Origin of the sequence: Prevotella koreensis (assembly GCF_003977605.1) — a bacterium.
Lineage (GTDB): Bacteria > Bacteroidota > Bacteroidia > Bacteroidales > Bacteroidaceae > Prevotella > Prevotella koreensis.
Window position 1 is genome coordinate 1,277,633 of record NZ_RYYU01000001.1, and the last position, 15,116, is coordinate 1,292,748.

Below are 15,116 nucleotides of genomic sequence, written 5' to 3' on the forward strand. Positions count from 1 at the left end.
ATATTATTCAGCCGGATATAAGAAAACCGACCAAAAGCCAAAGGTTATAAACGAAGAGATAGACCGTCAGCAACGCAGTGATGACACGCAGCGACATGAGATAGCGCCCCTGCATCGTTTTGAAAGCGAAACCGAGTATCACGGGGAACACGAAAAGCCAATGAGCCGACATGATATACACCTCGTTGAGGCCGAATCCCAGACCTAAATGAATGGCGATGTCCGGAACAACAAAGGCAAGACACAGCCATAGGAACTTGCTACGCCGGCCGCACCATATTCCGATGACGAAAAGAAGTATGGTCAAGACTTCCACGATATAGTTCAGCACACTGTCATAACGAATTATAACCGGACGCTTGCGCAGGGTGTCTTCGAGCAGATGTTGCCTGTGCAACTGCATCGATTCGCCGAAAAGATTCTCCACGCCGGAGTCCCAACGCGACGTGGAAATGTCTGTCCATTGGGTGAAAGCACCGTTACCCATAGGTTTGCCGGAGTGTGCAAAAATTGGTTTTTTGGCTTCTTTTTCCTTCCGTTCTTTTTCTTTCACAGCCTGAATTGAGTCAAATACGGCACGCCGACGCACAGTGTCGTTTATCGAGGTGGTGTCGCAGAACATCCGATATGCCTTTCGCTCGGCATTCGCAGCATTTATTGCTTTGATTTGATTGCGTTTCTGCATGCGTGGGAAAACATAGTACCGGAACTCCCACTTGGCAAAAAACCATATCGCAACGGTAGGTAATACCACCGCAAGAAGAAAGTATGTGGGTCGGAAGAAACGCCATTTCTTTGTAAAAAAAGCGGCGATGTAAGTTTTCAGTCCGTTGCTTAGCGTGATTCCGGCGGTAATGATGAACAGCAAGATGGTCTGCCATATCTTGAACTCCCGACCCCCTTTCATCTTCTTTCCAGCAACATATAGCGTGATGACAAGACACATCATCGACAGTGCGAAGTGGTCGGGGCAGATGTAAGCGAGTGTTATATAGGCAAAAGAGAATACCAGAATCGACAGCAATGTGGAGTCGAAAGGTTTCAGTTCGATTATCTCACGGAAGATGCGGAACAAGAATACGGCACTATACACAAGGCATATAACAAGGCCTACTGCCACTATTATCTGCACAGGATTCATGCCCAGAACGCTCATCAGCCACTGATTGAGTTGCGAGGGGAGCCACGCAAAGAAAGCAAGCAACGGATGGCGATAGACCTGATAGCGCGTGTCCCAATTAGAAAGCACGGAATAGGTGATGGGGTCGAAGCCCGAAATGTCGAACTTCTGAATAAACAAGTCCCAATATTCTTTGTTCAACGGAGAGAACTGAGACCAGAAACGGCGCACCACAAGGGTGTTGAGCGTGGTGAAAAGGAGGACGAGTATGCCAACGAGCGGCATCTCCTCTTTCTTTATTTTCAACATTCTCAGATATTTCTTCATTGTCGTTTATATTTTCTTTCCTACTTTTATGGCTTCAGAATCGTTGTTACTTCCCGCAGAACACCTTGTAATATCCCTCGTCGGCGAATGCCAGCAGTTCCTTGTCGCCACGACTATCGCCGTAGGCCACGAGTTTATAGGTATCGCGGTCGGGATAGAGTTGCAGCAGACGCGACACTTTCTCTTGGCCGTAGCAGTTGGCTGTCAGGAAGCGTCCGGTGAGTTTTCCGCCGACCACCTCAACCTTTGTGCCGGCTATCTCTATGCCATCACGGTGGCGAAAGAACGGTCGCACCCAGTTGTCTATGCTCGCACTGATAATTACAACCTTGCTTCCGCGTTGCAGGGCATCGTCAATGCACCGCATTCCATCGACTTTCATCATGCCCATGTGTGTTTCGGCATAGTCGCGACAAAGGTCGTCGAAGGCTGCGAGTGTCATTCCGCCGAAGCACATACGGAACACTTTCTGCTTCACTTTCCAATTATGATAAAGCCCGACCTTCATCATCAGCAACAGCGGAGCGTGCAGAAGGAGCACTCCGAAGAGCCCAAGAAAACCGCAGCGGTGACGTATCATGCCGAGCAGTGAGTCGCCTTTGGTCAGCGTTCCGTCGAAGTCGAAAGCACAAATCTCCATAATCCTCAGAGTACATATATTGTGATGAAGAACATCACAGCCCATGCCAGCACCACAAGTTGTAAGAATCGGTCGGTGAATATTATCTTCGTCGGGTCTTCGCTGCGTTTATCAACGACGGTTATCTGGATGTATCGTAACAGTCCGAGCAACACGAATACCGTGGTAAGATAAATATACTGACTGCCGGTGCGAGCCACCACCTCCGGTGAAACGGTGTACATTATATAGCACACAATCGTCACCGAGGCAAGTATGGTTATGGCTTGGTTGATGAAAGTGAGGTTATAGCGACTGGTGTTCTTGCGCGGTGCTATGCCGGTCTGTTCCATTCTTACCACATCATCGCGCCGCTTGGCGAACGAAAGGAAGAGGGTGAGCAGGAAAGTCATCATCACTATCCACTTGCTGAGCGGAATACCCGTGGCAAGACTGCCTGCAAGCAGACGCAATACGAATCCGAAAGCCACCACGCAAACGTCTATCACGGCATAATGTTTCAGGCGGACACAATAGAAAAGATTGAGCATATAATAGCCCGTCAGTACCAATGCTACCTTATACCAACTATCTCCGACAAACACCATCATCGCCATTCCAACGACAAGCATAAATGCCATGAGCAGATAGGCCTTGGTTATTGAGATGCGGCCTGACGCTATGGGACGGCGACACTTCGTGGAGTGCTGCCTATCGGCCTCTACATCAATGATGTCGTTGAAGCAATATACCGATGAAGCAACGAAACTATAAGCCGCGAATGTGGCTAAAGCCTGCAGCAGAATATTGCTGTCGGCAAGTGCTCCGCCAAAGAAAACGGGCAGCAACACAAACACATTCTTCAGCCATTGCTTCGGCCTTATGAGCAGGAGGATTTCCTTCATACGCGTTATTTAATTCTGTGCAAAGATACATTTTTTTGTTACAATAAGGCAAAATAAGACGTAAAAAAGTGGTTTTCGAGGTGGTTTAGTAGTGCATAGCAGGCTTACGATGCATCACCTTGGCAGGAAACGGGTGAGAAATGCAATGACATGATGCAATATGAAAGCAAGTATAAGCTACACGGTAATGGTGAAGAGCAGCGTGAGCAGATGACCAAGGCCGTGTTTCCGAACATATACAATAAGGAAATATAGGCGTATGAGGTAAATCTCAAGCGACAACGTACCCACAAATGCCTACCGGCACAGAAGCCAACGTGACGCGTATGACATTGCCAATACGTCCTAAAGTTTCACCACCAAATTCATTCCTACTGGCGAAACCGACAAAGAATAATTCTTATGGCCGGGCAATATCAGACCACCAAGATAGTAACCGGCCTCAGCAGCAGCAACTCCGACGGCTGCACCGACAACGACATCGCCCCAATTATGCCGGTTACGGCGCACCCTGTCAACAGCAGTAAAAGTGGCAACGGCATATCCTCCGACGGTAATCCACGGCGACACGTGCCCATACTCCTTTGCCATCAGAGTTGCTCCGGCAAATGCAAAGGCAGCGTGTCCTGATGGAAAAGAGTGATTGTCGGTACGGTCGGGGCGCATATTATGTATCGTGTGCTTCATAGCATAGCAAGTGCCGGCAGTGAACACGAACGAGGCGGCGGTATTTACAGCCAACCTACCCCACTCGCTTTTACTCTCCACGCCGAATGCTTTCAGCGCAATAACGGCGGCGAAGGGTGTATATTCCAATACATCATCAATCCCATCACCATGAAAAGGTTTGGCATTAGCATCCGTTACGGATGTAATGTCTATTGCTGCCGGCTCTTGAGCAACGCATGGCAAAAACACCATGAGCAACAGCAATATAGAAAAGAATTTCTTCATAAACGATTATAAAATCAACAACACAACTCCATCAAAAACGTGTTCGATTATGAATACCCTCTTGTAAAAAACCGGGCGAGCAATAACCTTCACGTCATTGATATGCGAATTCGTCTGGCAATCAAAACTATTCCATAAGATGTATATAGCGCATGCCATCTGCCACGGCAAGCGAAGTGGCACTATCGGTGAGTTGTTCGAGCAACGAGTATGCGTATGGAAGGGCTGCGGCTGGGCCTTCACCGGTGGTTATATTTCCGTCAATAGTGAAGAGTTCGGCGGTGTATTCCGCACCTGTCAGGGTCTGTTCGAAACCCGGATAGCAGGTGGCACGCCGTCCGCGAAGCAATCCGAGACCACCAAGAACCAACGGTGCGGCACAGATTGCGGAAATCATCTTTCCCTTCTCTGCTTGTCTGAGAAGAGCCGCTTTCAGTCCTTCGTGCTCGTTAAGGTTTGTCGCCCCGGGCATACCGCCCGGCAACATCAGCAGGTCGGCCTCATCCAACATCGACTCGGCCTCCTTGAAAGTGAGATCAGCGTGCATCTTCACGCCATGTGCCGACTCCACGACATCTGTGTCTGTTATGCTGACTGTCTTTATATCAACACCTCCGCGACGCAACACGTCAACAGGGATAAGAGCCTCGATATCCTCGAAACCATTTGCCATAAACTGAAAAACTTTTGCCATAAGAATCAATTTTACTGTCAGAATTATCTTATTTCAATTAAAAACCACTACCTTTGCAAGTAGTTGGCAACCGCACGCCGTGGCGGAATAACCAACCGCAAAGATACAAAAAAATTGCAACACGGCAAAAGGATGACCGCGAAAGTTTAAAAAGACAACAGAAAATATGCAACAACGACAGTTTCGATTTGCACTCTTCGGCAGCACCTATCAGCCAAAAAGCAGTGTGGCGGTAGGCGATTTCCTTGATTGTGTGGCACGCCGTGGCGGAAAAGTGAGCATTGAAAAAGAGTATCACAGGTATCTTTCACTCGGCAGCAGACTTGAACTAAACGGCGTGGAGGTGTTCGAGTCCGATTGCTTGGATGCCGATTTTGTGGTATCTATGGGTGGAGATGGTACCCTACTTAAGGCTGCCAACTGCGTAGGAGCACGCGAACTGCCCATAATCGGAGTGAATACGGGGAGATTAGGATTCCTCGCAGACACCACCGCAGCAGAGATAGAGAATACCGTCGAAGCAATTTTTAACAACGATTTCTACATCGAAGAGCATGCCGTGATTGAGGCAACGACCGCGAAAAAGAAAATCACAGGCAGTCCGTTCGCACTTAACGACATCGCCGTTCTGAAGCGTGACAATGCCTCGATGATCTCTATAACGGCATCAATAAACGGAGAGTTCCTCACAACATATCAAGCAGACGGACTGATAGTATCGACTCCTACCGGCTCAACGGCCTATTCTCTTTCAAGCGGAGGGCCGGTAATGGCACCCATGTCGGGCGTTCTCTGCCTGACACCTGTTGCTCCGCATAGTCTCAACGTACGCCCGATAGTGATTCCGGACAATGCAGAGATAAGCCTCTCGGTAAAAAGTCGGTCGCACAAATTCCTCATTGCAATAGACGGTCGCTCGGAGAAATGCGCCGAAAGCGTAACGATAAACATCCGCCGAGCACCTCATTCCATCAAAATCATGCGCCTCACAGGTAGGAACTATTACTCTACATTGAGAGAGAAGATGATGTGGGGAAGGGATAATAGGTTGAGCGTTGAGTGTTGAACGTTCTTTCTTCGCTTTGCTTCGAAAGCGTCTCCTATCGGAGCCGAGCGGAGCGATGAGCGTTGAGAGAGGGACGGTTTTGAACTGTTATTCACTTGTCTGTTTTCATTTATTAATTATCGATAAGAAACTACCATGAGGATAAAGGAACTGCTGAAGATTGAGGATAATCGTTACCCGGCGCGTGATATAATGCGCTGGTTGTGGCAGGCATGGCGCGGAAACAGGCTGCAGGCTGTGTTGAACGCTTCGCTCGGACTACTCGGAGTGGGTGTCAGTCTTGCACAGGTGTGGGCCGTACAGCACGCCATCGATGTTGCCTCGCACAGCATTGAAGGCTCACCATATTTGGCAGTGGCCATTATGGGAATCTTGATTCTCTTCGATTTCGTTATCCACATAGCAAGTGTTTGGGTGAGGAATATCCTCGGAATACGCGCACAGAACCGTATGCAGCAACGTATGCTCGACCGAATACTGCGCTCGGAATGGCATGGCAAGGAGCATTTCCATAGCGGCGACGTGATAAACAGGCTCGAAGGCGATGTAAATAACGTTGTGGTATTTCTCACCGAGACAATTCCCAACACGCTTTCGGTACTCGCTATGTTCTTAGGTGCATTCTTCTACCTCTTCTCTATGGACAAGTTGCTGGCAATACTGATTATCGCAATGCTACCGATATTCATTCTCGTAAGCAAGATTTACATAAAGAGGATGAGGAAAATGACGCGCAATGTGCGAGACAGCGACTCTAAAGTACAAAGTATTCTGCAAGAGACAATACAGAACAGAATGCTCATAAAGACACTCGAGAGCGACTCGATGATGGTGGACAGACTGGAGAACACACAAAGCGAACTGCGCCAGAACGTTGTGAAACGTACCAAATTCTCGGTTTTCTCGAACCTTATACTTAATTTCGGGTTCGCACTGGGCTACCTCATCGCATTCCTTTGGAGTGCCTTGAGAATGTATAACAACACACTCTCTTTCGGTGGAATGACGGCTTTCCTGCAATTGGTGGCCAAGATTCAAGGGCCTGCCCGCTCGCTTACGAAACTCGTTCCGGCATTCGTCAGTGTGTTCACCGCAGCCGAACGACTCATGGAATTAGAAGAAAATCCTCTCGAAGAACAGGGCAATCCGATAGAGATGAAGGGGGCTTGCGGCGTGCTTCTTGACAATGTTTCGTATGCTTATACCACCGAAGAACGTGACGTTGTAAAGAATCTCACATTCGATTTCTATCCGGGTTCATGCACCGCGATACTCGGAGAAACCGGTGCCGGAAAGACTACTCTTATACGAATGATTCTTGCATTGATACGACCGACATCCGGCAACGCATACATATATAATAAGGGAAATAAGCACATACTGTCGCCATTGATAAGATGCAACTTCGTGTATGTGCCGCAGGGGAATACATTGTTGAGCGGAACGATAAGAGAGAACCTCCGATTAGGACGAGTGGAAGCGACAGAAGAAGATATGAATAGTGCTTTGCGACAGTCATGTGCCGACTTTGTTTTCTCGCTGCCGAAAGGCCTTGACACGGTGTGCAGTGAGAGTGGAGGGGGACTCAGCGAAGGACAGGCTCAGAGAATTGCCATCGCGCGGGCATTGCTTCGCCGTGGAAGCATAATGCTTTTCGATGAAGCAACAAGCGCACTCGACCCTGATACCGAGCGACAATTACTGAGAAACATACTCGACAAACATGACAAAACGGTAATTTTCATAACTCACCGTCCGGCAGTGGTTGAATATTGCGACCAAACTTTGCACATGGAGAGAATTTCACAGGCAAACTGACACACGAATACAAGTTATCAAATCTTTGGTTTAGGGATATATTTCAACAAATAGCGCAGCAACATAGCCATTGCGAAGGCTGTAAAGACATAAATCACAAGACCTGAATATATCTCGCTACGGCGGTAATGCCCGATGATGATTTCGCGTGCAATGGGGTGCGTGACGAAAATTGTCGCCGAGAGCGAACCTACCCATGCAAAGGCATTGAGCAGCCTGGTGGGGAGCAGTCGCACCGTACTGACGGCACCGATAACTACAAACGCCGGTACCCATAGCCACCCTTGAAACCAAAAACCACCGTATAGCACCACGAAAGACGACACCAAAGCCAACGCAAAATAGCCCATACGAGGCAGTTCACGCCCCCATCGGGCGTATGCAATGCCCATAGCAAACGGCATTACAGCACCGAAAAAGTTGTAACGCAGATAATTAAGCAATCCCTCATCCACAGCATTAGCCCCCCATTGCAGTGCCCAGCACGCCACTACCGTGACAACGAGCGTCTTCCATGAACGACTGCGATGATATAATATAATGTAAAGAGCGTAAAGTTGAAGCATAAGACCGAAATACCAATACGGCCCCGGCTTTATAATTTTATCAGGATGCTTGAAAACAAAATTAACCACCATTCCCAACTGTGCAAGCACCTTGTCGAAAGAATATATTACCCCACCGTCGTCATTACGCAGAAAATATACCGCCACAAAAACAATATATCCCACCACCATCAAACGAAAAAGTTTAAGGAAATGATAGCGCATGAAAGGGATGTGCAGAGCATTTTGCGTTGGAGGCTGAGCACTAAAAGTATCCCCCACGGCCGCTCCTTCATACTTCTTAACGAGTCCGTAGCCGCTAACAAAAAGGAAAATCGGCACACCGTAATGTCCTAAGAATGAAAAGAAGTGTATGAAAATATCCGGATCGAACGATGTAAGTTTCTCCCAGAATTGCATTGGCTTGGACGCATCGAACGTGTACTCGTTCTCCTTTACCGCAAAACCAAGCCAGTGGCAGTAGTTATGAAGCATGATACCGAGTATCGCTATTCCGCGCAAACAGTTGTTTCTTATATCCATTATTGCTTATTGTTTCAAAAAAATGCCACTGTCACTTACCGCTTTCCTTGCACAGTTTGTCATAGTCGGTGGTATGCTTCAGCAACCTTGGACGCTTCTCGTCATACTCTTCCCTCAACACATCAAGGCGAGAGCGATACCATCGAGTATGTATTCCAGCCAAAGAAAGGAGCGAATGGGGCAGTGCGTCAGTCATATACCGTTTCTTCGCTGCGCAATTTAAGGATTTAACAATTTCAGGATGATTCTTCCTGAAATTCCGCGAACACCAGAACCACATCGGTATATCAAACTCTTCGCGAGCCAATCGGGCATTTATTTCGGTGCTGTGCATGCGTCCGAAGAAGTGCACATCACCTCCATAACATTCTTCTCCGTGGTCGGGTACGTATATCACCACGGCATCCTTGTCCTCAAATCGTTTCAACACCTCATCCATTATGGAGTCGTTATAGAGCACCGCATTGTCATAATCGGCCATAATTTGACGTTCCTTATTTGAGAAACCCTTACGTTGATAATCTTCCTTACGGAAATGTTTCTGCTTTTCGGACACTCGCGAAGCATATCTCACATGCTGACCCATAAGGTGAAGGATAATGAGGTTATGTTCTTTATCGGCCTTCTTCAGATTGTCATATTCTGAAACGACACCATCATCAAAAGCATACAGCCGCGTATTGCGCGTGTCGAACATTTCCTTACTCAGCGTTTCGTCGTTCAAGAAGAATCCGCCGCTGAAGTCATAGACCGCCTCCTTTGCCTTTGGCAGGTACTGATTGGTAATGAAAGTAACATGATAGCCGGCACGACGGAACAGTTCCGGGAAAAGCGGATAGTCGCACCAGTCGCCCTTATCGCCCACGGCATACATTGAGAAGAGATGCTTGAAGACATAACTCGTCAGATTCCAAGGCGAAACGGCATCTTTCATCTTTATCAGTTCGCCTCTCCGCTCACGTCGCACCTGTCTCGGAGTGGTCTTTTTTTCATACCCGTAAAGTTGTGCGTGGTGACGGTTATAACTCTCGCCAATAACAAGTACGATGTTCGGCGAGGTGAAATCGCAACTATCTACACTAACCTCATCAATACCTTTAATAAGCCTTGTCAGTTGCTGCGACGCAAGTTTGTTGGCATATATGCTGAAAACGAGCCTGTATAACGGTTGGTATAAATTGGCACAGGTCTTCTCCGTGAGTTCATGTTCCACCTCACCGATGCTTTCAAATGTCATAAGTCGCAATTCTGCCCGCTTGTTTTCCATGCATGATGTGAAAGAATAGACCATAAGTACGATAAGCGACAGCGACAACAAAGGATAAACATAAAACAGTGGCGAACGCCTTATGCAGATTCCGCGCCACAGCAGTTGCAGTCTGCCGAGCATCTTCTCTTTCCTTTCTTTAAATACAGACAGCAACACCGCCGTAGTGATATGCAACAACAAGACAAGGAAAACCCGACCAAGCCGACCGAACAAAACAGAAGGCTGAATATAGGAACGCAGGAATTCGGCAGCCTCCCCACCGTTTGTCTCGCCAACAAGCAGTAGCATGGTAGGGGTCAGCGTGGAGTCGAACTTCACAAAACAATATACATCGACAATGGCAACAGCGTATGCCGCAACATAAAACGCCGTTCTTACCCACCGTCTTATTTTTTCGGGAATGAAAGAAAGCACCACGCAAACGACATATATATCCACCAGCAGTTCGTGCCACCAGAACTCGAATACCTGTGCTCCTCTGCGCTCCGGAAGTACGGCATATACACACTGCACCGAGAATATACATCATAACGAAGAAAACCAAGTTCTTCCTTATGGGTATCATCACCGCGCCAAGCAGTCTCGATATAACACGTAATATCCTTATCATCGCCATTTCAGCCGCAAAATTACTGCAACTTTGCCTAATAACAAAATTTCAAGAAATGTATTTACGTCCAATCTAATATCATTTAACCCGAAAAACATTCCTTTCAAGCAACCCCATTGATATTAATACTAAAACCAATTTGGGCGAAATTGGTCAGCAAATTGGGCGAAATTGGTCGGCAAAATCGGCGAAATTGGTCAGCAATAGGACATCTTTCAGGAAAGCAATGGGGTTGTTTCTTTAACCGAAGAATTTTCTTTTCAAAGCGCGGAAGACAAATAGCAGGTGCATAATTAATGTAGAGAACATTCCGTAATGACGGCACATTATAGCAAATCGCTCTTTCAGAGAGGCTTTACGGTGCATTGTTGTCTGTCCTTCTTGCAGATAATGCGCCACCACCTGATGCACATTAGTCATTGACAGAGAACAGCGTTCTGCCTCTTTCATCACACATATACACCAGTTTACGTCTGACGAATAGCGGTATTTCAGGTTATATTTGATACATTTTGCAATATCGGTACGAGCATAGAAAGCCTGATGACACACCAACATACCGTTGCGGAACGAGCGCCACGATAGTTTTTCGGGCGCGGAAAGATGTCGGTGGCACAGGAATTTACCATCGGCATCATATATATCGGTATCTCCGTAAAGCACCGCCGGCAGTGAGCGTCCCTCTTTTTCTATAACGTCGAGGCACGCCTTTTCAACAATATCGGCGAGCGTTGATGGCGACGCAAAGGAATCTCCGGCATTCATGAAAACGATATATGTGCCCGATGCATAGTCCAATCCCTTGTTCATGGCATCGTAAATGCCTTTATCAGGTTCTGACTTGATAAGAACATGATGACCGTTGCGGGCTGCGTCCGACTGCCTGCGATACTCCTCTGCGATGGTAAGGGTGCTATCCTTTGACGCTCCATCCACTATTATATGCTCTATTTCCGGATAAGTCTGTGCAGCAACACTTTCGAGCGTGCGTTCCAACACCGCCTCGGCATTATATGTTATGGTAATTATGCTGAATTTAATCATCTTCAAGGCCTACTTCATTGATTTATAAATATCCATATACTGACGTGCCACCACTCTCTCGGAATAGCGTTCCATAACATCACGGCGCAATTCCATGCGGTCGGTAACTCCGTCGAGCGCGGCCCATGTTATTCCCTCGGCAAGGCTTTTCGGGTCTTTCCACCGTGCGAGATAACCATTCTCGCGATGTCGCACTATGTCGGTCTGGCCGCTGTTGTCAAACGTTACCGGAAGACAACCGCATGCCAATGCCTCGATGAGGGTCTGCCCGAATGTTTCGTAAAGCGACGATGAAACGACACAGTTGGCAGCGGAATACATCATCGACAGAGTGTCATCGCCCTTAACATAACCATTATATAAATAATGTACGGGAAAATCATGCAGCAAAGAATCATCTTTTATGCCTCCGAAAAGCATCAAACAGAGATCTTCTTTGGGCAGTAAACCTTTATCAATAATATACTGAAACGCCTCGCGAAGAAAACGAAAACCTTTAATATCATTATCTATTCGCGCCGCTCCGAACATCACTACATATTTATGACTGATGCCAAGGATGCGACGTGACTCATCGCGTGGGAAAAGACGGAAGCGTGACAGGGACAACACATTCGGAACGACACTGATGTCACGACCGCCAAGCAGCGAACTCCGTTGTGCCTCACGATGTAGCCATGTGCTGACGGCAACAAAGCGCACGGTGGCTCCGGAGAGCATTTTCTGCTTCATAAGGAACACCTTTCGCGACAAATCCGTCTCATGCTTGAAGCGCAAGAAAGGACATTTGCCACATTGCGCGGTGAACCTGTCACATTCGTGTGCATAATGACAGATTGCAGTAAGTTGCCACATGTCGTGCATAGTCCACACCACCGGCTTGCCACTGTGCAGAATTTTCTCAACGTTGCGGAGCGAGAGCATACCCTGATTAATCCAATGCAGATGTATTATGTCGGCATCACGAAACTCCTTTGTGCAAGTGATGTCTTGACCGGTATTGGCAATAGAGACCGTGAACAGGTTCTTCCGAGAGAAAAGATTTGACGTAAAAATACGCAACCGCTCCCAAAGAAAATTCCATTTCTGCTGCCATTTTCCGGGCATCAGTGTCACGAAAGAACAATCGGAGAGTCTTTCACGCACAAGCATTCGCGCCTCAACACCGTTATTGTTGAGAGCCTCGACAAGTCGGCGGGCAGCCACTGAGGCACCACCGCTCACATCGCTTGTGTTCACTATCAATATCTTCATAACAGTAACCCACCCTTGCAGGCGCATTTTTAGCAGACAACAAAGATACTCCTTATTTGCGTAAACACAAAATAAAAACAGCATTTTGCCTATTGTTTTCGCACACAACACATTGATTTACCTCAAGAAAAGCACGAAAAAAGGTATATCATGAATATATTTGTTGCACGTATCTCACAAACTTCATACCTTTGCAACATCAAAAGGTTAATAGATTGTTTAGGTTAGTAGTAAAAATTTAGGTTTTTAGTTATTAGATTTAGGTAAGTTTTTCATGATTGTTTAGGATGACAAAGGGAGCCGTGAGGTTACCTTTCCATTCAGAAAGGTTTTTTTAGTTAAACATATTTTTATGCGCTACAGTTCGTTGAGAATTGTAGCGCGTTTCTTTTATGGGAATTATTGGTGTCCGCAAAAAACATAAAAGCGAGAAATCTTGGCTCTACTGTCCCTGCAAATAGTACTTTCTGGTATAATGGACATTGGGTAAGCAGAGAATCTCTCTAATATTATTAATGGACATTGGGTAGGCTGGTAATTCAAGCCTACCCAATGTCCATTACGCATAGAAATATAAATGCCTGTCAAAGCAAACACATCTCTTCTTTATTTCATTACATACAAGCCCTTATCCCTGTATCATTCGGGCACATAAATTATCTCTCCGTTTTCGAGTTCGTATGCTATTCCCACTTTTTTTCCACTCGTTCCGGAGGTTTTACTTTGGTCTTTCTGGGGCGTATATCTCTCTATTTTTTGCCCTTTCTTGGTTATTATCTCCATGTTTTCCTTGCCCGGGTTCTTCACCATTGTGAAATTTGCCGTGCTGAACATCTCCGTCATGCTGTATCGCGTTACCAAAGCAACCATCAGGGCGACGGCAAACACCATAGCCACATCAAAGAGATTGGAAACCACACTCATTGGGTCAACGTCCTCATTGGCGGATAAGAGTCTGCGCTTTCTCATACTTTTGCGTTTTTATTGTTCAACAACTCCGACAAGAACTCAAGTTGAATAATGTCTTGCATATACCAACGCCGTTTCACCTGTAGCGTCACCACTCCCACCGCTCCGGAGAAAAGACCTACCACAGTGGTGGCAAAAGCCACCTGCATGTTATAAGCCATTGAAGCAATATCACCGGTTGACAGACCTACAAGAGCAGGTCCCATAGGAATCAGTGTACCCATCAATCCGAGCACCGGACCAAGTTTTGAGAGTGTTTTTGAAACTCCCATATCCTTGTCGGCCTCAACTTCATACTGTGCCAGCAGTCTTTCGACGTTCGCCCTACTGTCTTTTACCTCCAATATGCGATGTGCATAAACCATCAGAAGCGAGGAGTCATTCTTCGGCAGACGTTCTTCAAGACCTTCAATATTGTCGATTGAGAGCGTTTCAAATTCTTTTTTCACTACGTATTGCATCTTTCTAACATTGATATAGCGACCGAAGAACGTACCGATAAGCACCAATGAACGCCCAAAGAAAATCAACAGCAGAATTATTACGGGCACTAACAATCCCGTTGAAATCCAAAATAAGAAATCTGATATGTATGTCATTTTTACGTTTTATTTTATGTTCAATATTTATGAGAACCGCCTTTCGGCAGGCGATGCCATATAATCGGATACCGATATTGACTGCCAAAGCATCACTGTTGTTCTCTTTTTTTTATTCTCTTTTTGTTTTTAAATGTATGAGAAGCAAAGCCCACGGACGCAAGTATTATAAATAACAGAAAAAATCCGGCCAGTGCAAGCCAGTCGATGTCATTAGAATGGCTGTTCTTGACATTGCCATTAACAGTGGCAAGTATGCCGAACATTGCCACAAGTACTTCTGAAAGGAAGAGCATTTCGATACGCACTTCACGCTCGCCGACAAATTTCCGCAACAACAAGACTGCGGTAGGAACGAGCAAAAGTATTATGGCCGACATGCCGTAAGCAATGAGTTGGAATGAAGTTCCGGTGAGAGTGAATATTGCTTCGACAAGAATGCCGAACACGATAGGGAAGATTGCCACCCCTGGAAACATGGTAAGGAGAGTTCCGACGATACGTGTTCGACGTTTTGCCAATCTGTATTGCGGCACACGAATAACAAAAATGCAATATGCAAGTTGCACAATGACATCAACACTCAGCACCACAGCGATGTCGAGCATCAAAGCACTGTCGGCCAACCATGCACTTATCTGTGTCTTAGATTGCTCTATTGCCACATTCCAAACAAGTGCAACGAAGAGCGACAGCACAACAACAGACACAAACATTGTGGTTCGTGCGACCAAGGTTTGTTTCAATACGAAATTGAAACAAACCAAAATCATCAATAT

Annotated in this window: 14 protein-coding genes; 2 read left to right on the forward strand and 12 right to left on the reverse strand. The window is 46.5% G+C overall.

The genetic code is table 11. The features are described from left to right. Positions 1-7 precede the first annotated feature (7 nt). From EHV08_RS05480 to EHV08_RS05500, 5 genes are all read right to left on the reverse strand, one after another. Positions 8-1,447 (reverse strand): DUF6080 domain-containing protein, encoded by a 1,440-nt coding sequence (locus tag EHV08_RS05480; protein ID WP_126678419.1) that lies wholly within the window; start codon positions 1,445-1,447, stop codon positions 8-10. 46 nt (positions 1,448-1,493) lie between these two features. Next, positions 1,494-2,087 carry an HAD family hydrolase gene (locus tag EHV08_RS05485; RefSeq protein WP_126678420.1) on the reverse strand — a complete coding sequence of 198 codons (594 nt, stop codon included), beginning with the start codon at positions 2,085-2,087 and terminating at the stop codon, positions 1,494-1,496. Between the two features lie 5 nt (positions 2,088-2,092). Then, positions 2,093-2,971 (reverse strand): decaprenyl-phosphate phosphoribosyltransferase, encoded by an 879-nt coding sequence (locus tag EHV08_RS05490; protein ID WP_126678421.1) that lies wholly within the window; start codon positions 2,969-2,971, stop codon positions 2,093-2,095. Positions 2,972-3,316: 345 nt separating this feature from the next. After that, positions 3,317-3,925, reverse strand: coding sequence for a phosphatase PAP2 family protein (locus EHV08_RS05495; protein ID WP_238988016.1), 609 nt, complete (start codon positions 3,923-3,925; stop codon positions 3,317-3,319). Between the two features lie 127 nt (positions 3,926-4,052). Beyond that, positions 4,053-4,619 (reverse strand): DJ-1 family glyoxalase III, encoded by a 567-nt coding sequence (locus EHV08_RS05500; protein WP_126678422.1) that lies wholly within the window; start codon positions 4,617-4,619, stop codon positions 4,053-4,055. A 166-nt stretch (positions 4,620-4,785) separates the two neighbouring features. Here EHV08_RS05500 and EHV08_RS05505 point away from each other — a divergent pair, with 166 nt between their 5' ends. Next, complete coding sequence (locus EHV08_RS05505; RefSeq protein ID WP_126678423.1) at positions 4,786-5,685, forward strand: NAD kinase; 900 nt, start codon at positions 4,786-4,788, stop codon at positions 5,683-5,685. Positions 5,686-5,820: 135 nt separating this feature from the next. Beyond that, positions 5,821-7,503, forward strand: coding sequence for an ABC transporter ATP-binding protein (locus EHV08_RS05510; RefSeq protein ID WP_126678424.1), 1,683 nt, complete (start codon positions 5,821-5,823; stop codon positions 7,501-7,503). 17 nt (positions 7,504-7,520) lie between these two features. On the opposite strand, the gene EHV08_RS05515 is transcribed toward EHV08_RS05510, so the two are convergent. From EHV08_RS05515 to EHV08_RS05545, 7 genes are all read right to left on the reverse strand, one after another. After that, entirely contained in the window at positions 7,521-8,591 is a 1,071-nt protein-coding gene (locus tag EHV08_RS05515) for an acyltransferase family protein (protein WP_126678425.1), read from the reverse strand. Positions 8,592-8,622: 31 nt separating this feature from the next. Then, positions 8,623-10,374 carry a phosphoethanolamine transferase gene (locus EHV08_RS05520; protein ID WP_317125822.1) on the reverse strand — a complete coding sequence of 584 codons (1,752 nt, stop codon included), beginning with the start codon at positions 10,372-10,374 and terminating at the stop codon, positions 8,623-8,625. Positions 10,375-10,711: 337 nt separating this feature from the next. Beyond that, the gene (locus EHV08_RS05525) at positions 10,712-11,515 is read right to left on the reverse strand and encodes a glycosyltransferase family 2 protein (protein ID WP_126678426.1); all 804 of its coding nucleotides are present in this window, start codon (positions 11,513-11,515) and stop codon (positions 10,712-10,714) included. 9 nt (positions 11,516-11,524) lie between these two features. Continuing rightward, positions 11,525-12,769 (reverse strand): glycosyltransferase, encoded by a 1,245-nt coding sequence (locus EHV08_RS05530; RefSeq protein WP_126678427.1) that lies wholly within the window; start codon positions 12,767-12,769, stop codon positions 11,525-11,527. Positions 12,770-13,408: 639 nt separating this feature from the next. Then, positions 13,409-13,738 (reverse strand): DUF2149 domain-containing protein, encoded by a 330-nt coding sequence (locus tag EHV08_RS05535; protein ID WP_126678428.1) that lies wholly within the window; start codon positions 13,736-13,738, stop codon positions 13,409-13,411. Further along, positions 13,735-14,337 carry a MotA/TolQ/ExbB proton channel family protein gene (locus EHV08_RS05540; RefSeq protein ID WP_126678429.1) on the reverse strand — a complete coding sequence of 201 codons (603 nt, stop codon included), beginning with the start codon at positions 14,335-14,337 and terminating at the stop codon, positions 13,735-13,737. Before EHV08_RS05540 ends, EHV08_RS05535 begins: the two co-directional genes overlap by 4 nt. 92 nt (positions 14,338-14,429) lie before the next feature. After that, positions 14,430-15,083, reverse strand: a complete 654-nt coding sequence (locus EHV08_RS05545) for a hypothetical protein (RefSeq protein WP_126678430.1) — start codon at positions 15,081-15,083, stop codon at positions 14,430-14,432. Positions 15,084-15,116 lie beyond the last annotated feature (33 nt).